Here is a 19,952-nt window from a genome sequence, read left to right on the forward strand (position 1 = left end):
AAATTCGATTTTATTATTACATCAGCGGGTGACATTACCCATCTATGCACCGGATGTCCAATCAACTTTTCTTTGCCGTCAGGCGCCACGGCATTAAGCCAAAGTGAAGCATGCTGCAGATATGGAGCTTGTGGTTGCCAGTTTCAAGCGTAGGCAGGAAAAAGACAACCGTGCTACACTGCAAACTGGTTGTCTGACAGTACGCATCATGGCCCGTTATTCACAAAAACCAGCACCCCTGAACCAGCTGTTCGATAAACTGCCATTGTTGCAGCAGCAACAAAGTCTTAGCCAGCTGCAGCAATTCAATCAGTTGCTCAACCAATTGTTGCAACAGCAAGCGCACGGCTGTCAGGTCGCCCGCATTTATCAAGGGCGAGCCGTGATTTTATGCCAGTCGGCGGCTTGGGCTACCCGGGTTAAAATGCAACGCGACGCCATTTTAGACAATTTTCGGCAAAAGATCTTGCCTGAATTGGGTGGTCTCGACATAGAGATCACGCCCAAAGCCAGCATCGCGCCTCCACCAGCAGCCAAAGCAGCTCAGATCCCGCCAGTCAGAGACGATGCTTGCAAGCGTTTGCAACAGCTGGCCGATGCCAGTTCCGGGCCATTGAAAGCGCACATTGAGCAACTAATCCGCCGTCGGAACATCTGACTCTGTCTTGTCATAGCCCTGCCACCATGCAGACACACACAAAAAAACCAGCCGCAGCTGGTTTTTTTGTGTGCTGGGATCAGGCCAGCTGGGGTGCCAAAAACGAAATCGGCATTTCGGCTTCATCTTCAAAGGTGACAAATTCCCAGCTTGCTTCATCCGCTAACATGGCACACAACAGTTTGTTGTTCAGCGCATGGCCGGTTTTGTAGGCACTGAATTCACCCAGAATGCTGTAGCCGGCCATGTACAGATCGCCAATGGCATCCAGCACTTTGTGTTTGATGAACTCATCGTCGTAACGCAAGCCATCCTGGTTTAACACCCGGAATTCATCCAGCACCACGGCATTGTCAAAACTACCGCCTAAAGCCAGGTTGTTGGCGCGTAGATACTCGATGTCCTGCATAAAGCCAAAGGTGCGGGCCCGGCTGATATCTTTGATAAAGCTGGCGGCAGAAAACTCCATCTGCAAACGCTGCTGGGTACCGGCAATCACCGGATGATCAAAATCAATAGCCACATCCAGTTTGAAACCATTGTAAGGCTTGAACTCGGCCCATTTATCGCCATCTTCGATCCGGATCGGCCGCTTGATGCGAATAAATTTTTTCGCCTGTTTCTGTTCACTGATACCAGCTTCCAGCAACAGGTAAATAAAAGGGTTGGCACTGCCATCCATGATCGGAACTTCGGCAGCATCCACTTCGACGATCAGATTGTCGATACCAAGGCCAGCCACCGCAGCCATTAAATGCTCGGTGGTAGACAAGCGTACGCCATCTTCATTGATCAGACAGGTACACAGCACGGTATCCCCAACCATTTCAGGATTGAGTTTAAAGTCGACAATCGGATCCAGGTCAACCCGCCGGAAGATAATTCCGGTGTGATCAGGTGCAGGCCGGAGAGTGAGCGTGACCTTTTCACCCTTGTGCAGGCCAACCCCGACCGACTGGACAGTTTGTGCGATGGTACGTTGTCTGATCATAGTCGTTTCCAGTTCAAAAAATGAACAACCCAAAGCGGGCACGAAGTCTAGCATATGTTAATAATTATGCCAACCAAAACTGAACCTGCGATGAACTCAATCGCATAACTCAGTCAGTACCCAACACTTCAACCAATTTTTCTAATCAGCTTGCTTGCGTAAAAACGCCGGAATATCGAAGATATCCTGAGCAGGCTTATGCTCAACCCGCTGCTCAGCCTGCACTTTAGGCTGGGCAATAACTTCAGTCTGCATCTGCTGCGCAGTATTGCCACCGGCCGTGCGGTACACCGGCGTGGTCACTTCCTGGCGTTGATTTGCCACCAGACTGATATCCGGCCGGCGAGCTGCCCCTATGCCTGTGGCAACCACAGTGACACGCAGTTCATCCGACATTTCAGGGTCGATCACCGCACCCACCACCACTGTGGCATTTTCAGAAGCAAAAGCTTTGACCGCATTACCGACCGTTTCAAATTCTTCTATGCTGATATCCAGACCCGCGGTGATATTGACCAGAATACCTTTAGCACCTGACAAGTCGATGTCTTCCAGCAAGGGACTTGAAATTGCTTGCTCGGCTGCTTCTTCGGCCCGATCCGAACCAGATGCGGTGCCGGTACCCATCATGGCAGTGCCCATTTCCGACATCACGGTACGCACATCGGCGAAGTCTACGTTGATAAGGCCCGGACGGGTAATCAGTTCAGCAATACCCTGCACCGCACCCAACAACACATTGTTGGCGGCTTTGAAAGCATCCAGCAAGCTGGTGCCTTTACCAAGCACTTTGAGCAGCTTATCGTTTGGAATGGTGATTAAAGAGTCGACATGCTTGCTCAGCTCCAAAATGCCATCGTCGGCATAAGCGGTGCGCTTTTTGCCTTCAAACGGAAACGGCTTGGTAACCACAGCTACCGTCAGAATGCCTAGCTCTCTGGCCACTTCGGCTACCACTGGAGCTGCTCCGGTACCGGTACCACCGCCCATACCTGCAGCGATAAATACCATATCCGCGCCCTGAATGGTCTTTTTGATGGTTTCCCGATCTTCTTCAGCCGAACGTCGACCGATGTCCGGGTTGGCTCCGGCACCAAGGCCTTTGGTCACAGCGGCACCGAGTTGCAGGGTGACATGGGCCGATGAGTTCCGCAGCGCCTGCGCATCAGTATTGGCGGCAATAAACTCCACCCCTTCGATGTTACTGGCAACCATGTACTCCACGGCGTTACCACCGCCGCCACCAACACCAACGACTTTGATTACAGCTTCTTCGCTGTGACTATCCATTAATTCAAACATTGCTCTCTCTCCGTTTTTTGCTTTTTCGTTCAGCCGCTGTTCTGAGTCAGGAACAACGACCGGCGGATCTATCATAGGCTTCATTGCTGAAGCAGTTGACAGCTTGCGCTGTCGTTAAAATTCACCTTTAAACCAACTGGCCAGTTTCTTCACCAGTCCACTTACTGTATCTTTCGGACTAGCTGGCGCTTTGCTTTGCTCCTGGCTTTCCAGCCCATACAACAGCAGCCCCACCACGCTGGCGTAAGCCGGGTCCTGCACATAGTCTTTCAAGCCGGTCACCTGCATCGGGTGGCCCAGCCGTACCGGCATCTGGAACACATCTTCGGCAAACTCAACTGCGCCTTCGATTTTAGCGGCACCACCGGTCAGCACTACGCCAGCGGCGATTTGCTCTTCCAGACCGCTGCTATGAATTTCTTCCATCACCAGTTCAAACAGTTCCTGATACCGCGGCTCGATCACTTCTGCCAGGGTATGTCTGGACATGCTGCGTGCCGGGCGGCCTCCTACACTCGGAACTTCGATGCTTTCTTCTTTACCCACCATGCTGCGCAGCGCACAGCCATATTGCACTTTAATGTCTTCGGCATGGCTTATCGGGGTGCGGAAAATTTTCGCGATGTCACTGGTCACCTGATTGCCTGCGACCGGTACCACCGCAGTATGACGCACAGCCCCATTGGTATAGATAGAAATATCAATGGTACCGCCCCCCATATCCACCACACAGACACCCAGTTCTTTTTCATCCTCGGTCAGCACGGCGTAACTCGATGCCAGCGCGGAGAAAATCAGTTGATCGACTTTCAAACCACAGCGCTCGGCACATTTTTCAATGTTTTTGGCCATGTCATTGGCGCAGGTAATAATGTGCGCCCGGGCTTCCATCCTCACCCCGGACATGCCGACCGGGCTTTTAATACCTTCTTGCATATCCACCGAAAATTCCTGTGGCAGCACATGCAGCATGCGACGCTCGGCTGAAATCGGCACCGACTTGGCCGCATGGATCACACTGGCTACGTCGTCAGCGGTTACTTCGGTATCGCCAATCGGCACCATGCCACTCTCATTCTGGCAACGAATGTGTTTACCACTGATCCCCAGATACACCGAGGACACCTGGCAGTCGGCCATCAGTTCCGCTTCATTGATAGCCCGCTGCACCGATTGCATCACCAGATTCAGATCGTTGACGCCACCTCGGTCCATGCCACGGGTGGTATGGGTGCCCACACCAACAATACTCAGCTTACTGTCTGGCGTCACTTCACCGACCACAGCCTTGCATTGTGCCGTGCCAATATCCAGTGCCACTATCATTTCCCGATCGACCGACTTCGTCATGCTTCTCTCTTCTGTTCTGTTGTGCTGTAACGGACAGCTACCCCGGTATCGTATCGCAAGTCAACCTCTGCAATAGCTGCATCACTGTGCTCACGCAGCACCGGGTACAATTCCAGAAAACGCTGTACGCGCGGTACTGTATGCTGACGTCCCAGCTTTAACCGAATGTCATTGCTTAATTGAATTTGCCAGGCAAAACGCTCGGTCAACTCCAGTCGTTCAGCGCTAAGCTGATGCAAGCTCAGTAGCTGCTCTATGTAACGGAACATGGACAGGGCATCCTGCTCGCTGCCAGTGGGGCCTGTTAGCACCGGTAACACGGCAATCAATTGGTCCAGTGGTGCCTGGAACAGCTCACCATGCTGGTTGATTAATTGTTGGTCATTCCAGATTGCCACCGGTTGTTGTTCTGTGACCACCACCACCAGGGTATCCGGCCATTGTTTGCGCACGGCGGCCTGATACACCCAAGGCTGCTGCAACAGGAACTGCTGCACCTCTGCCACGTCCACCCGAAAAATATTACCGACATACTGATCATGCAGCCGTTGCTGCAGCCGGGTGGGTTCAATATGTCGAAAATCGCCAAACAAACGGACCTGAGCAATGGGCGTGGTCTGTTGTTGCTCAACGTACAGCTTCAATTGCCAGCCACCCCAACCCAGCGCTAACAACGCCAGCATGAAAAACACCAATCCGGCAATGAATGCCCGGCGGTTTTGCTGGTTGCTAGCGCTATTGCTCATAAGCCATCCTGCCCGGTTTGAGCCAGTACCTGCAGTACCAGCTCGCTAAAACTTAAACCAGCGGCTTTAGCCGCCATGGGTACCAGCGACTTTTCAGTCATACCAGGCACCGTATTTACCTCCAGCACATAGGGCTCACCCTGCTGATCCAGCATAAAGTCGACTCGGCCCCAGCCCGAAGCGCCAACGGCAGTAAAAGCTTGCCAGGCCATGTGTTGTACACGCTCAGCCAGTGCCCCATCGATCGGCGCCGGGCACAGATACTCGGTGGTATTTGCCTGGTACTTCGCCTGGTAATCATAAAACGTATGCGGCGTTCGCATCTCAATAATGGGTAGTACCTGTTCACCCAAAACCGCAACGGTTAGCTCACGGCCCTGGATCCACCGCTCCACCAGCACATCCTGATCAAAACGCAGCGCTTCAGCCACAGCTGCTTGCAAGGCGACCACGTTATCAGCCATGCTCATGCCAATGCTGGAACCTTCGCTGGCAGGTTTTACCATCACTTTGCCACCGAGTTCTGCCAATAAGGCTGTCGTAGCCTCTGGCACTGAGCGCAGCACACGAAAATCAGCCGTGGCAATGCCCTGTGCCTGAAACAACCATTTGCAACGTATTTTATCCATCGCCAGCGCAGAGCCCAGAACCTTGCTGCCTGTATAAGGCAGGCCTAACAGCTGCAGAGCTCCCTGCATACTGCCGTCTTCACCACCGCGGCCATGCAACACGATAAAAACCCGGTCCGGTTTGCGGGCTGCCAGCTCGGCCAGAGGTTGCGACTTGGGGTCAAAGGCAAAGGCATCCACCCCACTTTGCAGCAAGGCGTTTAGTACCGCTGTTCCCGAGCGCAGTGAAACTTCCCGCTCGGCTGAGGTACCACCAAATAGCACAGCAACGCGACCAAAACGGCTCATGCAGCACCTCCTGTCTGCTTTAACAGCGCACAGTTCAGCTGTTTTTCCGCCAGCTCACGCGCTATAGCTCCGATATTGCCAGCACCTTGCGTTAACAGCACATCGCCATCTTTCAGCACATCCGCCAGCACAGCGCCAAGCTCCTGCGGTGGTGCGACATAAATGGGATCAACCTGACCACGGGCCCGAATAGATCGACACAGACTTTTGCTGTCGGCACCTGGGATGGCTTGTTCCCCAGCCGAATACACATCCAACAGCAACAACTGATCCACACCGGACAACACCTGGGTAAAATCCTCATACAAATCACGGGTACGGCTAAAGCGGTGTGGCTGATAGGCCATCACTAAACGCCGCTCCGGCCAGGCACTACGGGCCGCCGCTATGGTCGCAGCAACTTCAGTCGGATGGTGACCGTAATCGTCGACCATTAATACCTTGCCCTGGCCGGTATCGAATTCACCGTATTGCTGAAAGCGCCGGCCAATGCCAGCAAATTTGTGCAGCGCCGCCAGAATCGCCTGCTCCTCAATGCCTTCATCCTGTGCCAGCGCAAAAGCAGCGGTTGCATTCAAGGCATTGTGCCGGCCGGGCAAGTTCAACTCTATTTGCCAGCTCTGCTGAGCCGGATCGGTAATGACAAACAGGCTGCGGGCACCGCTTTGACTGAATTGACTGATACGGTAATCGGCATCGTCGCTAAAGCCGTAGGTCAGCACAGGCCGGCCGATGACGGGCAGCAACTCACGAATAACCGCATCATCCAGGCAGGCCACCACCACACCATAAAATGGCTGGTTATGGCAGAACTCGACGTAGGTGGCCTTGAGTTTTTCAAAATCACCGCCATAGGTGTCCATGTGATCCGGTTCGATATTGGTGATGACAGCCGCCATCGGCTGCAAATGCAGGAAGGAAGCATCACTTTCATCGGCTTCGGCGATAAGATAAGGACCAGTACCCAGCCTGGCATTGCTGCCAGCAGAGTTCAGCAAACCGCCAATCACAAAGGTCGGGTCTGTGCCCGCTTCAGCAAAAATCGATGCCAACAAACTGGTGGTGGTGGTTTTACCATGGGTACCGGCAATGGCAATGCCATGACGAAACCGCATCAGCTCGGCCAGCATCTCAGCCCGGCGGATCACCGGGATCCGTTGCGCCATGGCCGCAGCCACTTCTGCATTGTCTTTGGCGATGGCACTGGAGACGACCACCACACTCACCCCTTGAATATGGTCAGCGCTGTGACCAAAGCGCACATCGGCGCCAAGCGAAATCAAGCGCTCTACCACTGTATTTGGGGCAATATCCGAACCGCTGACACTGTAGCCTTCGTTCAGCAACACTTCGGCAATGCCACCCATACCGGCACCGCCAATCCCAACAAAATGAATGCGACCTATGCGACGCATGGCGTGACTGTGCTTTGGTAATACCGCTTTATTCATACCCGAGCTCCCAGTTGCTGTTCACAGGCGTCAGCCAATTGCTGCGCTGCATTATCCAGTGCACACTGGCGCGCTCTTGCCGCCAGTTGCTGTAATTGCGTTTTGTCGCCAAGTAGCGGGCGCAACAGTGCTATGAGCCCGCCCTGCTGCAGCTGCTGTTGAGGCAGTAATAAGGCCGCCTGCTGCCCAACCAGCCAGTTGGCATTGGCGGTCTGATGATCGTCAATCGCTTGTGGCAAAGGTACAAAGACCGCAGCCACACCAGCACAGGCCACTTCACTGACGGTCAGAGCACCAGCCCGACAAATCACCAGATCGGCCCATTGATAGGCCGAGGCCATATCGTCAATAAAAGCCTGCGCCTCACCGACAAAAGATGCGCTTTGCAATTGCTGGTAGTGCTGCTGCACTTCGGCTTGCATGGCACTGCCAGTCTGATGCTTTACCTGAAGTGGCGTCGTCTCGCTCAAAGTCGCCAGCTGTTCAGGCAGCCCATCATTCAGTGCTTTCGCCCCGAGGCTGCCGCCAATGACCAGAACATGCAGATCTGTTTGCTCGCTCTTGCTTCCTGGTTCTTTGGCGGCGATCAAGGCTTTACGCACCGGGTTCCCTACCAACTGCTGCTTTGCATGGCCCGCAAAAGCCTGCGGAAAAGCCACCAGCACCTTGGCAGCGAGTCTTGCAAGCCAACGGTTGGTGGTGCCTGCTACCGCATTTTGTTCGTGGATCAGCAAAGGGGTGCGCTGCAACCAGGCTGCGACGCCCCCCGGACCACTGGCGTAACCACCAAAGCCAACCACTAAATCAGGTTGCAACTGCTTTAGCAGCTGCCGGGCTTGCCGGATGGCGTTCAGCAACATCCAGGGTGCACTCAGCAATTGGCGACTACTTTTACCTCTCAGGCCTCGTACCACAATGCTATGAAATGGCCAGCCCAGTTTAGGTACTAAGTCGGCTTCCATCCGATCGGCAGTGCCCAGCCAGTGAATGTGCCAGCCACGGCTGGCCAACTCTTCGGCTAATGCCTGTGCCGGGAAAATATGGCCACCCGTCCCTCCGGCCATCAACAATACTGTGGGCGTTTTTGCTGTCATCCGCTGCGCCCTCCCCGGTTGATGGCTTGCTTGCCTTCCATGCGCACTTCAAAGTCAATCCGCAACACCAAAGCTGCCGCTATCAGCATAATAATCAGGCTGCTGCCGCCTGAACTGACAAAGGGTAGTGTCAAGCCCTTGGTTGGCAGCACACCACTGGCCACCCCGATATTGACCGCCGTTTGAAAACCAAACCAGATCGCCATCGCCAGCGCCAGAAAACCGTGGAAATGCAATTGCTTTAACATGGCCTGTCGGCCAATCCACAGGGTTCTGGCTACCAGCAAAAACAGCAGCGCTAACACGCCGAACACCCCGATAAAGCCAATTTCTTCCGCAATAATGGCGAAAATAAAATCATTGTGTGCTTCTGGCAGGTACTCCAGCTTCTGAATGCTGTTGCCGAGGCCCTGACCACTGAAACCGCCGCGGCCAAAGGCCATCAGTGATTGAGTCAACTGATAACCACTGCCAAAAGGATCGGCCCAGGGGTCCAAAAAGGCGGTTACCCGGCGCCAGCGGTACTCACTGTACACAATCAAAAACAACACGGCGCTGACTCCGGTCAGCGACAACACGATAAACTGCCACAGTTTGGCACCTGCCAAAAACAGCAGTACCAGCGCAGTGGCGAACATCACGATCACCGTCCCCATGTCTGGTTGCAAGAGCAGCAACACCGATAGCAACAGCAACACCAACATCGGCTTGATAAAGCCTTTGAAATTCTCGCGTACCTCTTCGTGCCGCCGCACCAGGTAGCTGGCCAGGTAGACAAAAAAGAATAGCTTTGCGGGCTCAGCGGCCTGAATACTAATGGGCCCGAGAGCCAGCCAGCGGGTCGCACCATTGACTGTGCGACCAAACAGCAACACAGCCACCAGGCCAACCGCAGCCAGTGCCAGTAACAACAAATTCCCCTGATGCCAGCGGTGCACCGGAATATTCAGCACCACTATGGCCATGGCGGTGCCAAGCCCAAGGTAAACCAGATGACGGTACGTAAAATGCAACGGGTTGCCGAACAACCGCTCCGCAACTGGCACTGAAGCGCTATTCACCATGACCAGACCTATCGCCAGCAAAACCAGCAACAGCATCAGCAATAAGCTGTCGTAATCGCTCTGCTCTTCTCGGCTACCGAGCAATAACTGGAGTTTTGACCATAGTGGCAGCGTCAATGCTTTCATCTGGCCACCTCTTTAGCGGCTTTGGCAAACCGCTCACCACGCTGCTGGTAGTTACTGAACATATCCAGGCTGGCGCAAGCGGGTGACAACAACACCAGATCGCCCGGCTGTGCCAGTGTTGCCGCCTTGCTGACCGCCTCGGTTAAATCCTTGACCTGATGACTGCCCGCTTTTAATGCTGCGATCGCAGGGCCATCTTGCCCAAAGGTAATCAGTTGATCCACCTGCTGTTGCAGACTCTGACTCAGCTCGGTCATGTCCTGGCCTTTGCCATCACCGCCAGCCAAAAGGATCAGCTGTCCTGCAATCACCGGCCGCAGCCCATCCAGTGCAGCCAAGGTAGCACCTATATTGGTGGCTTTTGAATCATTTACCCAGCGTATCTCGTTGTGCTGGTGTACTAATTGACAACGGTGTTCCAGCCCCTGGAACTGACTTAGGACATGGCGGATACTGGCAAAATCGGCACCAGCGGCCAGACTAAGGGCTGCGGCGGTCAGCGCATTGTAGTGGTTGTGACGCCCGAGCAAGGACAACTGGCTTACGGGCATCAACTCGCTACCCGCAAGCACCAGATAATCGTTACCCGCACGCTCTGCGATGCCATAACCATCCACATCCTCTGGGGCATCCAAACCTAGACTGTGCTGCTCGCTTACCTTACCTTGTGGCAGGGTATGGCTATCGGCTCTGTTGTAAAACGCAATGCGGCTGCCCTGATAGACCCCTTGCTTGGACTGACAATAGGCCTGCATCGATGGGTAGCGATCCAAGTGATCAGCAGAAATATTCAAGATGGTGCTGGCTAACGATTGCAGGCTCTTGGTGGTATCGAGCTGAAAACTTGATAACTCCAATACAAAGACCTCAGTATCCGCACTTTGGATAGCATCCAGCGCGGGCAGGCCGATGTTGCCTGCAGCCACCGCTTTGATGCCGCTGTGCTGCAAAATAGCTTCCACCATCCGGGTCACGGTAGACTTGCCATTGGAGCCGGTAATGGCGATCACCGGCTTTGAATTACAACGAGCAAACAACTCAATGTCACCCATCACTTCCACGCCCTGCGCCACGGCAAAGCGAATGGCCGGGTGGCGCAAGTCGAGCCCAGGGCTAACCACCAAGACATCCATCTGTGCCAGGCGGTTCGCATCCAACTCGCCTAAGTACAGGCCATCGGTTTTATCCAATGGCAGGCTATCCATACCCGACACTTTACGGCGGCTATCCATCAGCACCGGCCGGATGCCATGCTGCAGCAAAAAGCGCACGGTGGCCTGACCGGAAAGGCCAAGTCCTACCACCGCAATGCGTTTTTGTTGCCAGGCAGTTAGCATCGTCGTATTACCTTAATTTCAGGGTTGCAAGCCCTACCAAAACAAACATCACCGACAAGATCCAAAAGCGCACGATCACCCGCGGTTCCGGCCAGCCTTTTAGCTCATAATGATGATGAATAGGCGCCATCCGAAAGATGCGTTGACCACGCAACTTGTAAGAGCCCACCTGCAGGATCACCGACAGTGTTTCCATCACAAAAACACCACCCATGATGAACAGGATCAGTTCCTGCCGCACCAAAATGGCAATAACGCCAAGCACCGCGCCTAGCGCCAGCGAGCCAACGTCGCCCATAAAGACCTGTGCCGGGTAGGTGTTGAACCAGAGAAAGCCAAGGCCAGCGCCGATCAACGCCGAGCACAGCACTACCAACTCACTGGTGTGTGGTAAGTGCGGGATATTCAGATAGCCGGAAAACACCACATTGCCACTAGCGTAAGCAATCACGGCAAAGGCAGCTGCCACCATAATCACGGGCACTATGGCCAGGCCATCGAGGCCATCGGTTAGATTGACCGCATTGCTGGTGCCAACAATGACAAAATAACTCAGCAGTAAAAACATCAACCCGAGCTGTGGCATCACATCTTTAAAGAAAGGCACCAACAGAGCTGTTTCTGCAGGTTGCTCGGCAGTGATAAATAAAAACAAGGCTGTGATGATGGCAAACACCGATTGCCAAAAGTACTTCCAGCGCGCGATCAGTCCTTGTGGATCTTTGCGGATCACTTTGCGGTAATCGTCGATAAAGCCTATGGTGCCAAAGCTCACCAACACAAAGAGCACCACCCAAACGTATTTATTGCTCAAGTTGGCCCATAGCAGGGTACTGACCAGCACCGATCCCAAGATGAGCAAGCCCCCCATGGTAGGCGTGCCTTGCTTTGAGAAATGGCTTTCCGGGCCGTCATTGCGCACCATCTGGCCAATTTGCATGCTTTGCAAGCGGGCAATCAGCTTGGGCCCGAAATACACACTGAGCAATAATGCGGTAAGAATGCCCAAAATTGAGCGAAACGTCAGATAACTAAAGACGTTAAAAAAAGTCATGTACTGCGTGAGGTACTCGGCGAGCCACACTAGCATGGGGTTTTCTCCTGCTGACAACGTTCTAGCAAGTCCTGCACTACCAGCTCCATTTTGGCGCTGCGTGATCCCTTCACCAAAATCGTGGTGGCGTGCTGGGCTAAGGAAGGCATCAGTCGCTCTACCAGACTCTGGCGGGCACTGAAATGATGCCCCTGACCGTTAAAACAGTCACTGGCGCTCTGTGATAGCACGCCCAGCGTGAACAATAGATTAACCCCTTGCTCCTTTGCGTATTTTCCAACCTGTTCGTGGTATAAACGGGCATCAGAGCCCAATTCTGCCATATCACCCAGCACCAGGATGCGCTGGCCGCTGTAGCTTGCCAGAAGATCTATCGCCGCTTTCACAGCACCAACACTGGCATTGTAGCTGTCATCGATAATGCGCAGGCCATCGCGCACTTCAATCACCTGGGTTCGCCCCTGCACTGCCGCCATCTGAGCAAGGCCAAGCTGCACATCATGCAAACTGGCACCAAGCGCCATAGATCCGGCTGCTGCGGCCAGTGCATTGGCAACATGATGGATCCCCGGTAGGTTCAGCTGCATAAAGCGGCGGCCAGCCGGGCAAATCAGTTCAAAACCTGCATTGCCATGGCTGTCCAGCAGTACATTTTCGGCGCGATAATCTGCATCACTGTTCAGGCTAAAGGTGACGACCTGCTGTTTGCCCAATCGGCTCTGCCAGTAAGGAGTAAACTCGCTGTCCGATGGAATAATGGCAACCTGTCCGGGTTTGAGTGCAGAAAAGATTTCACCCTTAGCGCGAGCCACGCCCTGTAAGTCACCAAAACCTTCCAAATGCGCTTCGGCCACATTGGTGATAATGGCGACATCTGGCTGCACCAAAGCGCTGGTGTATGCGATTTCACCCTGATGATTGGCGCCCAGCTCAAATACACCGAAGTTATGGCTGCTGTCCAGGCGCAGCAAGGTGAGTGGCACCCCAATGGCATTGTTGAAGTTACCGGCCGTTGCCAATACCTTGCCTCGACGTGACAAAATCGCCGCCAGCATCTCTTTAACGGTGGTTTTCCCGGCACTACCAGTGACAGCTACGGAAGGAACTTGCAGTTGCTGCTTCACCCAGGCACCGAGCTGCCCCAGAGCTATGGTAGTATCGGCCACGACTATTTGCGGTAAGTCCACCGTTTGCGGGCTGTGCACCAGAGCAGCTATTGCTCCTTTGTCGGCCACTTCGGCAACAAAAGCCTGGCCATCAAAGCTGGCTCCTTTTAACGCGACAAAGAGATCACCCGGCTCAATGCGCCGGCTGTCGGTGCTGACGGCCTTGATGGTCACATTGTTACCCAGTAAAACACCACCGGTGATGCTGGCCAAAGTTTGCGTATCCAGCGCGATCATAAGCTCATCTCCCGCTGTAGCTGACGAATAAACGCGCGCTCATCGTACTCGCGGTAGTTATCGCCAATTTGTTGGTAGGTTTCGTGGCCTTTGCCGGCCAGTAAAATCATGTCGTGCGCCTGGGCCTCTGCCAACACCAACTTAATAGCAAGCTCACGATCCGGTTCAATCTGGTAACACGCCTCATCCGACATGCCAGCTGCAATCTGCTGGCAGATTTGCTCCATCGGCTCGTGCCTGGGGTTGTCTGAGGTAATCACTACTCGATCCGCGCATTGCTCTGCTACTTTTCCCATTAATGGACGCTTGCCCTGATCACGATCGCCACCACAGCCAAAAACGCACCATAAGTGACCCTGACAGTGCGGACGCAGCGCTTGCAGCGCCAGTTGCAGTGCATCCGGGGTATGAGCAAAGTCCACCACCAGCGTCAGCGGGTGCGGAAAATCAAACTGTTCCATGCGCCCAGGGATAGCATTTAGCACAGCTGCAGCCTGACATAACTCTGCTAAGTCCGAACCTTGCAACCAAAGGGCCGCGATGGCTGCTACCGCATTGTCGATATTGAAATCGCCGATCAACGGCAGATGCAAAGTAAATTGCTGCTCATCGGTTTGCAGCTTACAGCGAAAACCACCGGGGACGGCTTCTACCTGATGGTAGCCAAGGTAACGGTTATGCTGCTTGCAGTCGTCCAGTTTTCCGACAGCGCAATAAGGCACATCCAGTTTTTTCACCAGCTCTGCACCATAGGTATCGGATACATTGACTACCGCTTGACGGCAGTATTCAGGGGTAAGTAAGCGTGCTTTGGCTGCACCATAGGCTTCCATCGTGCCGTGATAGTCCAGATGATCCCGACTTAGGTTGGTAAAAATGGCCACATCAAACTGAATACCTGCTACCCGGCCCTGCACCATGGCATGGGATGACACCTCCATCGCCACCAAAGAGCAGTTATCCTGCTTGAGCTCGGCCAGGATCTTTTGTAGCTCCACCTGATGCGGCGTGGTATTGGGCAAAGGCGTCAGTTTATCTGGGCGGCCATACCCCAAAGTTCCAATCACCGCAGAGCGCTGGAGCAACTGTTGCGCCAGCTGCTGAACAAAGCAGGCAGTGCTGGATTTACCATTGGTGCCAGTCACCGCAATAAGCTGCAAGTGAGCCGCTGGGTCCTGATAAAAACGACTGGCTAACTCTGGTAACTGGATCAGTAAATCAGGTACCAGTAACACCCTCGCATGCTCCGCATAGCCGGCTGGTACCTCGTTGCTCAAAATAAAAGCGGCACCCTGCTGCAGAGCTTGGCCAATATAGATGTTGCCATGTTGCTGATGCCCAGGCAAAGCCAGGAATACATCGTTCTGACGCACGTTGCGGCTGTCGATTTGCAAGTGCTGAAGTGGCTCTTGCGGCAGATGAGCGGCCATTTCGCCCAGCCAACTGGCGGCTGTTTTAACCAGCATCACGGCCTCCTTTACGCTTGGAAATCCGTACGCCGTCGGCATCGGGTGTGATGTTTTTCAGCCGTAGCACCGAGTTCATAATGTTGGCAAAAACCGGGGCAGCAATTTCACCGCCGTGGTAATAATCGCTGGCCGGTTCGTTTAGCACCACGACAGTGGCAAAACGTGGGTTGGAAATAGGCGCTACACCAGCAAAGGATGCAACATAATCATCGCCATAACCGCCAGCCACGGCTTTACGGGTTGTGCCAGTTTTGCCACCAACCCGGTAGCCATCGACCCGACCACGGGTAGCGGTACCACCAGGCTCGATTACGGCCTCCATCATATCCAGCATGGCCTGGGCATAGTCTGGCGACAACACCCGCTCACCGGGCAAGCCTTGTTCTGATTTGATGATGGTCAGTGGCCGCAGGATGCCACCGTTGCCAATAGCTGCATACATCCGGGCCAGCTGCACCGCCGTCACCGACAGGTTGTAACCAAAAGACAAGCTGGCCAGCTCATGGTCAGACCACCGATTCCGGTGACTGAGCATGCCGGAACTTTCACCGGTCAGGTTCAGGCCTGTGTCGCTGCCAAGTCCCATCGAAAAGTACAAATCCAACAAGTGTTGATGTGGCATGGATAAAGCCAGCTTGGTCACACCGATGTTGCTGGATTTCTGCATAATGCCGGTCAGATCAAGCTTGCCGTTGTTGCTGCCAACATCCCGCACCCAACTACCACCAACCCTCAGCATGCCCGGGGCCGTATCAATCACTGTGTTTAAGTCGGCACTGCCGAACTCCAGTGCAGCCAAAATTGGCAAGGGTTTGATGGTGGAGCCGGGCTCAAACATATCGGTGATAGCGCGATTGCGGAAATGGTGTACCGGGGTATTGCGCCTGTTATTCGGATTAAACGATGGGCTATTGGCCATCGCCAGTACTTCGCCGCTGTGCACATCAACAATCACCACGGAGCCGGAGGTAGCACCATAAGTCAGCACAGCTTTTTTCAGTTCACGATAGGCTACGCTTTGGATACGCTGGTCGATGCTCAGTTGCAAATTACGAGGTTGCTGCGCATCTTCACGCTCCAGTACTTCAATATCTCGCCCTTTCGCATCACGCCGCACCAGGGTACGACCGGCCGTACCGGTCAGCAACGCATTGTATCGACGCTCTATGCCTTCAACACCCACATCATCAATATCGGTAAAGCCAATCAAATGAGCAGTCACTTCACCAGCCGGATAAAAGCGGCGCGACTCTTGACGAAAATAAACACCGGGTACATTTAAACGCCGGATATAATCGACTGCTGCCGGACTAACCTGGCGCTGCAGGTAGACAAAACGACGACGGCTGTCGCTGCCAATGCGATTATTAAGCTGTTCGGCCGTCATATTCAGCCCTTCCGCCAAAGCTTCCCAGCGGCGGAGGTCCTGCTGAGAACCGCGTTCCAGCACAACTTTGGGATCAGCCCAGATAGCCTGTACCGGTACACTGACCGCTAACTCTTCGCCATGACGGTCTAAAATCATGCCGCGCAATACAGTGTTGGAAGTCACCCGCAAGCTGCGTAAATCGCCCTGGGTCACCAACATTTCTGGTTCCAGCACCTGCAAGTAGGCGGCCCGCGCCACCAGCACCACAAACACCGAAGCTAAAGCAAGCATCACGAACACAAAACGCCAGCCCACGATGCCAGGTGTCTGGTTGCGTTTGGCGTGTTGTTTTTGTGCTGCTCTGCTCATGGTAAGGTCACCACCACTTCACGGGCACCACTGGGGCGCTGCATCTGTAAACGGGAGCTGGCAATGTCTTCCACCCGGCTGTGTTCCGACAGAGCCCGCTGCTCCAGCAGCAGGTTTCGCCACTCTACATCCAGCGCATCACGCTGTTGATACAATTGGTTTTGCGCATTCACCAGCAAACGGTTGCTGTGTGATAGCTGCACCACAGCTAACGCCGACAGCACGCAAAGACACAACAACAACACTGGCCAGCGAAAGCGCGGCCAGTCGGCCATAATCACCTGGGTTAAGCGGATCTGGCTCATGCTGCCTCCTCCGCGTTTTTCTCGGCAATACGTAACACTGCGCTACGAGCTCTGGGGTTGGCCGCCAATTCTTGCTCGGATGCCATGATGGCCTTACCCACCAGTTTCAGCGGCAGATGCTGCTTCAGCTGCGCATCGGTAAGCGGCAGGCCACGCGGTATTGGCGCTGCCTTGCTATGCTGGCGCATAAATTGTTTTACCAGCCGATCTTCCAGTGAGTGAAAGCTAATCACCACTAAACGGCCACCTGGCTTTAATACGGTAAGTGCGGCGTCCAGTGCTTGCTTGACTTGCTCCAGCTCACTGTTGATGTAAATCCGAATGCCCTGGAAACTGCGCGTGGCCGGGTGCTTCTTCTCTTTCGGACTTTTTGGCACCACCCCGGCAATCAGCTCAGCCAGCTGTCGGGTCCGCGTTAGGGGCGCTTCAGCTCGGGCGGCAACAATGGCATTGGCAATTTTCCAGCCAAACTTTTCCTCACCATAGGCTTTGAGCACAAAACTGATGTCTTCCACATCAGCGCTGGCCAGCCACTCGGCTGCTGACAGACCCGCATCCGGGTCCATCCGCATATCCAGCGGGCCATCACGCATAAAACTAAAACCACGTTCGGCATCATCCAGTTGTGGGGAGGAGACGCCTAAATCCAGCAAAATACCATCGACTATGCCGTGAATGTGCTGTTGCTGGCTGATCAGGTCCAGCGCCGCAAAAGGACTGCGGCTGATATGAAAGCGGGGATCGGCCAACAGTGGGGCTGCGGCTTCAATGGCGGCGGGATCGCGATCGATCGCGTACAAACGGCCCTCGGCAGAGAGCCTGGCAAGAATGTGTCGACTGTGTCCGCCCCGGCCAAAAGTCCCGTCCAGGTAGATCCCGGCCGGTTGAATGGCGAGTCCGTCTATTGCTTCCTGCAATAATACGGATGTATGAGGGCTAGCAGTCATTTACAGTGCAAAGTCCTGTAATCGTTCAGAAAGTTCAGTTTCAGCCGGCATGTCCCGCTCCAGCGCCATGTCCTGTTCCACACGGTCTAGCCAGGCGGCTTCATCCCAGATCTCGAATTTATTCAATTGGCCAACCAGGCGAATGTTTTTTTCCAGGCTGGCATGGCTGCGCAGCGGTGCCGGCAGCAAAATACGGCCATTTTTATCCATATCGCATTCAGAGGCATGGCCCAACAGCAAACGCTTTAAACGCAATTCCTGGGCGTTAAAGCTGGACAAACGCTTGAGTTTTTCTTCGATGTCTTCCCACTCGGCTAAGGGATACAACATCAGGCAGGGATCTTTGTGATCGATGGTACAAATCAGCTGGCCTGAACACTCAGACAGCAAAAAGTCGCGGTAGCGCGCTGGCAGCGCGATCCGGCCTTTGGTGTCCATTGTTAGTGTAAACGAGCCACGAAGCATAGCTGTGTCCTGAGATCGACGACTGATCCATCGCGATCCACAATTATCCACAAATCCCCACAATGCTACAGTTTAGGGCCGTGATCCGACCATTGTCAAGGTAAAAGCGGTGCATATTTGACTGGAAAGATCCAGCAAAAATGCAGGCTGCAGCAAAACCACTGATTCCGTGAGGGAAAGTGGGAGTAATAAGCTGCAGGAATGTTCACGAAGTGTTTTTTGGCAACATAAAAGGGAGAAAGTGGAGAAAGAAGTGAGTTGGCCAATAAGCCGGGTTCTGTGCCTTGTTTCCAAGGTGGCAACCATTCCTCTAGGATGCATGTCACCATGCACCTCAAGCAACCTACCCGCCCCCAGTACGGGCCGTACCATTGGGGGCCTATTTGGTCTTGCTCCGAGTGGAGTTTACCGTGCCACGAACTGTTGCCAGTCGCGCGGTGCGCTCTTACCGCACCCTTTCACCCTTACCTGATCCCGCAAGCGGGCCATCGGCGGTCTGCTCTCTGTTGCACTGGTCGTCGGCTCACGCCGCCCAGGCGTTACCTGGCACTCTGCCCTGTGGAGCCCGGACTTTCCTCCCCTTGCAAATGCAAGCAGCGATTGCCCTGGCCAACTCGGGGCGCAGTATACGTCAAATGCTGCGAAAGCGCAGGTGTTATTTTTGACCGGAGTTCAGCGAAAAGACGAGTAAACCCCGTGATCAGAGCGAAGCGGAGGCTTTGGCATCCGTAGCATAGCCCGGTTATGTTTCTGTGGCTGGTAATTCAAGCTGCCTCTCACTTCGCCAGACTCGTATGATCACAACCTCTTTAGCTTGCCTGAGATAGACAACTCGAAATGGCGTATGAATCAACTCGTGAATATGATCCAGGTTAAATTCAGGAACAACCCGGCCAGCATCAGGGTGGAGTTGGAGCATTTCGCAATGCTCCAGGATTGCAGCCACGTAATTATCACCGATATGTGGCACATCCTGCTCTTTGTAATATTCCTGAATAGTCTGTAAGTCCTCAAGAGCAGACTGTGCGATGCGTAATTCCATTTACTTGATGCCTAATGTTTGCTTGGCGTCCTCCAACGATACGGTGTTGCCCTCGCGAACGTCCACAAGCCCCTGCGCCACTGCCTTTACAAACCGCAACTCCTCGGCAGTTCTCTCATAATCCTCAAGCCCCTGCACCACAGCTACGCCACGGCCACGACTGGTGAGCAGAATTGGGCGATGCGTATCCTGCGCTCGACCAACCACCTTTCCGGGATTGATTTTAAGGTCTGATAGAGGAATGACATCCTCGGAAAATTTCACGTGCATAGTGATTACCTAACCATCGACATGGCACCATTAATAGCACCAGTTAACAGGTGCGGTCAAGAAGGTAACCGTTCTTATTTCCTGGGCTAGGGGCCCGATGCTGCATGAAAAGGCAACTAGGTCAGGTTCGATTTTTCAAAGCCGAGAAGGTGCTACGAGCTTGAACGCGTGCAGGGGAACGCCATGAGCCCCAAGAACCACAGTCCAATAGGTCAACAGGCTC

At 53.9% G+C, this 19,952-nt stretch carries 19 protein-coding genes and 1 other RNA gene; 1 reads left to right on the plus strand and 19 read right to left on the minus strand.

What is annotated here, in order from left to right; translation table 11 throughout:
* Positions 1–121: 121 nt before the first annotated feature.
* Complete coding sequence (locus tag BLW37_RS13230) at positions 122–658, plus strand: DciA family protein (RefSeq protein ID WP_245785735.1); 537 nt, start codon at positions 122–124, stop codon at positions 656–658.
* Between the two features lie 79 nt (positions 659–737).
* Here the strand turns inward: BLW37_RS13230 and lpxC are convergent, their stop codons facing one another.
* The 19 genes from lpxC to BLW37_RS13325 all read right to left on the minus strand — a co-directional run bounded on the left by lpxC (position 738) and on the right by BLW37_RS13325 (position 19,729).
* Complete coding sequence (lpxC, locus tag BLW37_RS13235) at positions 738–1,649, minus strand: UDP-3-O-acyl-N-acetylglucosamine deacetylase (protein ID WP_091343600.1); 912 nt, start codon at positions 1,647–1,649, stop codon at positions 738–740.
* A gap of 141 nt (positions 1,650–1,790) precedes the next feature.
* Positions 1,791–2,951 carry a cell division protein FtsZ gene (gene ftsZ / locus BLW37_RS13240; RefSeq protein WP_091343602.1) on the minus strand — a complete coding sequence of 387 codons (1,161 nt, stop codon included), beginning with the start codon at positions 2,949–2,951 and terminating at the stop codon, positions 1,791–1,793.
* Positions 2,952–3,065: 114 nt separating this feature from the next.
* Positions 3,066–4,301, minus strand: a complete 1,236-nt coding sequence (gene ftsA, locus BLW37_RS13245; protein ID WP_091343604.1) for a cell division protein FtsA — start codon at positions 4,299–4,301, stop codon at positions 3,066–3,068.
* A complete protein-coding gene (locus BLW37_RS13250) occupies positions 4,298–5,047 on the minus strand; it encodes a cell division protein FtsQ/DivIB (protein WP_091343606.1) in 750 nt (249 codons plus the stop codon). The genes ftsA and BLW37_RS13250 overlap by 4 nt, the downstream gene beginning before the upstream one ends.
* A complete protein-coding gene (locus BLW37_RS13255) occupies positions 5,044–5,964 on the minus strand; it encodes a D-alanine--D-alanine ligase (RefSeq protein WP_091343608.1) in 921 nt (306 codons plus the stop codon). The genes BLW37_RS13250 and BLW37_RS13255 overlap by 4 nt, the downstream gene beginning before the upstream one ends.
* Positions 5,961–7,415: a UDP-N-acetylmuramate--L-alanine ligase gene (gene murC / locus BLW37_RS13260; RefSeq protein ID WP_091343609.1), complete on the minus strand. Its 1,455-nt coding sequence runs from the start codon at positions 7,413–7,415 to the stop codon at positions 5,961–5,963. Before murC ends, BLW37_RS13255 begins: the two co-directional genes overlap by 4 nt.
* A complete protein-coding gene (gene murG, locus BLW37_RS13265) occupies positions 7,412–8,509 on the minus strand; it encodes an undecaprenyldiphospho-muramoylpentapeptide beta-N-acetylglucosaminyltransferase (protein ID WP_091343611.1) in 1,098 nt (365 codons plus the stop codon). Before murG ends, murC begins: the two co-directional genes overlap by 4 nt.
* Positions 8,506–9,699 carry a cell division protein FtsW gene (gene ftsW / locus BLW37_RS13270; RefSeq protein ID WP_091343615.1) on the minus strand — a complete coding sequence of 398 codons (1,194 nt, stop codon included), beginning with the start codon at positions 9,697–9,699 and terminating at the stop codon, positions 8,506–8,508. The genes murG and ftsW overlap by 4 nt, the downstream gene beginning before the upstream one ends.
* Entirely contained in the window at positions 9,696–11,036 is a 1,341-nt protein-coding gene (gene murD, locus BLW37_RS13275; RefSeq protein WP_091343617.1) for a UDP-N-acetylmuramoyl-L-alanine--D-glutamate ligase, read from the minus strand. The genes ftsW and murD overlap by 4 nt, the downstream gene beginning before the upstream one ends.
* Positions 11,037–11,043: 7 nt before the next feature.
* The gene (gene mraY, locus BLW37_RS13280; protein ID WP_091343618.1) at positions 11,044–12,126 is read right to left on the minus strand and encodes a phospho-N-acetylmuramoyl-pentapeptide-transferase; all 1,083 of its coding nucleotides are present in this window, start codon (positions 12,124–12,126) and stop codon (positions 11,044–11,046) included.
* Positions 12,120–13,493: a UDP-N-acetylmuramoyl-tripeptide--D-alanyl-D-alanine ligase gene (locus BLW37_RS13285; RefSeq protein WP_091343620.1), complete on the minus strand. Its 1,374-nt coding sequence runs from the start codon at positions 13,491–13,493 to the stop codon at positions 12,120–12,122. Before BLW37_RS13285 ends, mraY begins: the two co-directional genes overlap by 7 nt.
* Positions 13,490–14,959 carry a UDP-N-acetylmuramoyl-L-alanyl-D-glutamate--2,6-diaminopimelate ligase gene (locus tag BLW37_RS13290; RefSeq protein ID WP_091343622.1) on the minus strand — a complete coding sequence of 490 codons (1,470 nt, stop codon included), beginning with the start codon at positions 14,957–14,959 and terminating at the stop codon, positions 13,490–13,492. Before BLW37_RS13290 ends, BLW37_RS13285 begins: the two co-directional genes overlap by 4 nt.
* Entirely contained in the window at positions 14,949–16,700 is a 1,752-nt protein-coding gene (locus BLW37_RS13295) for a penicillin-binding transpeptidase domain-containing protein (RefSeq protein ID WP_091343624.1), read from the minus strand. The genes BLW37_RS13290 and BLW37_RS13295 overlap by 11 nt, the downstream gene beginning before the upstream one ends.
* Positions 16,697–17,005 (minus strand): cell division protein FtsL, encoded by a 309-nt coding sequence (gene ftsL, locus BLW37_RS13300; RefSeq protein WP_091343626.1) that lies wholly within the window; start codon positions 17,003–17,005, stop codon positions 16,697–16,699. The genes BLW37_RS13295 and ftsL overlap by 4 nt, the downstream gene beginning before the upstream one ends.
* The gene (rsmH, locus tag BLW37_RS13305; RefSeq protein ID WP_091343628.1) at positions 17,002–17,952 is read right to left on the minus strand and encodes a 16S rRNA (cytosine(1402)-N(4))-methyltransferase RsmH; all 951 of its coding nucleotides are present in this window, start codon (positions 17,950–17,952) and stop codon (positions 17,002–17,004) included. The genes ftsL and rsmH overlap by 4 nt, the downstream gene beginning before the upstream one ends.
* Positions 17,953–18,417: a division/cell wall cluster transcriptional repressor MraZ gene (gene mraZ, locus BLW37_RS13310; RefSeq protein WP_091343630.1), complete on the minus strand. Its 465-nt coding sequence runs from the start codon at positions 18,415–18,417 to the stop codon at positions 17,953–17,955.
* A 250-nt stretch (positions 18,418–18,667) separates the two neighbouring features.
* Positions 18,668–19,034, minus strand: an RNA gene (gene rnpB, locus BLW37_RS13315) — RNase P RNA component class A.
* A gap of 125 nt (positions 19,035–19,159) precedes the next feature.
* Complete coding sequence (locus BLW37_RS13320) at positions 19,160–19,459, minus strand: type II toxin-antitoxin system RelE/ParE family toxin (protein WP_091343632.1); 300 nt, start codon at positions 19,457–19,459, stop codon at positions 19,160–19,162.
* Positions 19,460–19,729 (minus strand): type II toxin-antitoxin system Phd/YefM family antitoxin, encoded by a 270-nt coding sequence (locus BLW37_RS13325; RefSeq protein ID WP_091343634.1) that lies wholly within the window; start codon positions 19,727–19,729, stop codon positions 19,460–19,462. It abuts the gene before it with no gap.
* Positions 19,730–19,952: the final 223 nt, after the last annotated feature.

This window comes from Alkalimonas amylolytica, assembly GCF_900107845.1.
Classification (GTDB): Bacteria; Pseudomonadota; Gammaproteobacteria; order Enterobacterales; family Alteromonadaceae; genus Alkalimonas; species Alkalimonas amylolytica.

Bases quoted from the DNA above. Each gene is read 5' to 3' on its own strand.
- BLW37_RS13290 (WP_091343622.1), bottom strand. From the start codon at position 14,959: ATGCTGGTTAAAACAGCCGCCAGTTGGCTGGGCGAAATGGCCGCTCAT.
- murD (WP_091343617.1), bottom strand. From the start codon at position 11,036: ATGCTAACTGCCTGGCAACAAAAACGCATTGCGGTGGTAGGACTTGGC.
- rsmH (WP_091343628.1), bottom strand. From the start codon at position 17,952: ATGACTGCTAGCCCTCATACATCCGTATTATTGCAGGAAGCAATAGAC.
- murC (WP_091343609.1), bottom strand. From the start codon at position 7,415: ATGAATAAAGCGGTATTACCAAAGCACAGTCACGCCATGCGTCGCATA.
- BLW37_RS13255 (WP_091343608.1), bottom strand. From the start codon at position 5,964: ATGAGCCGTTTTGGTCGCGTTGCTGTGCTATTTGGTGGTACCTCAGCC.
- ftsL (WP_091343626.1), bottom strand. From the start codon at position 17,005: ATGAGCCAGATCCGCTTAACCCAGGTGATTATGGCCGACTGGCCGCGC.
- ftsZ (WP_091343602.1), bottom strand. From the start codon at position 2,951: ATGTTTGAATTAATGGATAGTCACAGCGAAGAAGCTGTAATCAAAGTC.
- BLW37_RS13230 (WP_245785735.1), top strand. From the start codon at position 122: ATGGAGCTTGTGGTTGCCAGTTTCAAGCGTAGGCAGGAAAAAGACAAC.
- BLW37_RS13295 (WP_091343624.1), bottom strand. From the start codon at position 16,700: ATGAGCAGAGCAGCACAAAAACAACACGCCAAACGCAACCAGACACCT.
- mraZ (WP_091343630.1), bottom strand. From the start codon at position 18,417: ATGCTTCGTGGCTCGTTTACACTAACAATGGACACCAAAGGCCGGATC.
- BLW37_RS13325 (WP_091343634.1), bottom strand. From the start codon at position 19,729: ATGCACGTGAAATTTTCCGAGGATGTCATTCCTCTATCAGACCTTAAA.
- lpxC (WP_091343600.1), bottom strand. From the start codon at position 1,649: ATGATCAGACAACGTACCATCGCACAAACTGTCCAGTCGGTCGGGGTT.
- BLW37_RS13320 (WP_091343632.1), bottom strand. From the start codon at position 19,459: ATGGAATTACGCATCGCACAGTCTGCTCTTGAGGACTTACAGACTATT.
- ftsA (WP_091343604.1), bottom strand. From the start codon at position 4,301: ATGACGAAGTCGGTCGATCGGGAAATGATAGTGGCACTGGATATTGGC.
- ftsW (WP_091343615.1), bottom strand. From the start codon at position 9,699: ATGAAAGCATTGACGCTGCCACTATGGTCAAAACTCCAGTTATTGCTC.
- BLW37_RS13250 (WP_091343606.1), bottom strand. From the start codon at position 5,047: ATGAGCAATAGCGCTAGCAACCAGCAAAACCGCCGGGCATTCATTGCC.
- murG (WP_091343611.1), bottom strand. From the start codon at position 8,509: ATGACAGCAAAAACGCCCACAGTATTGTTGATGGCCGGAGGGACGGGT.
- mraY (WP_091343618.1), bottom strand. From the start codon at position 12,126: ATGCTAGTGTGGCTCGCCGAGTACCTCACGCAGTACATGACTTTTTTT.
- BLW37_RS13285 (WP_091343620.1), bottom strand. From the start codon at position 13,493: ATGATCGCGCTGGATACGCAAACTTTGGCCAGCATCACCGGTGGTGTT.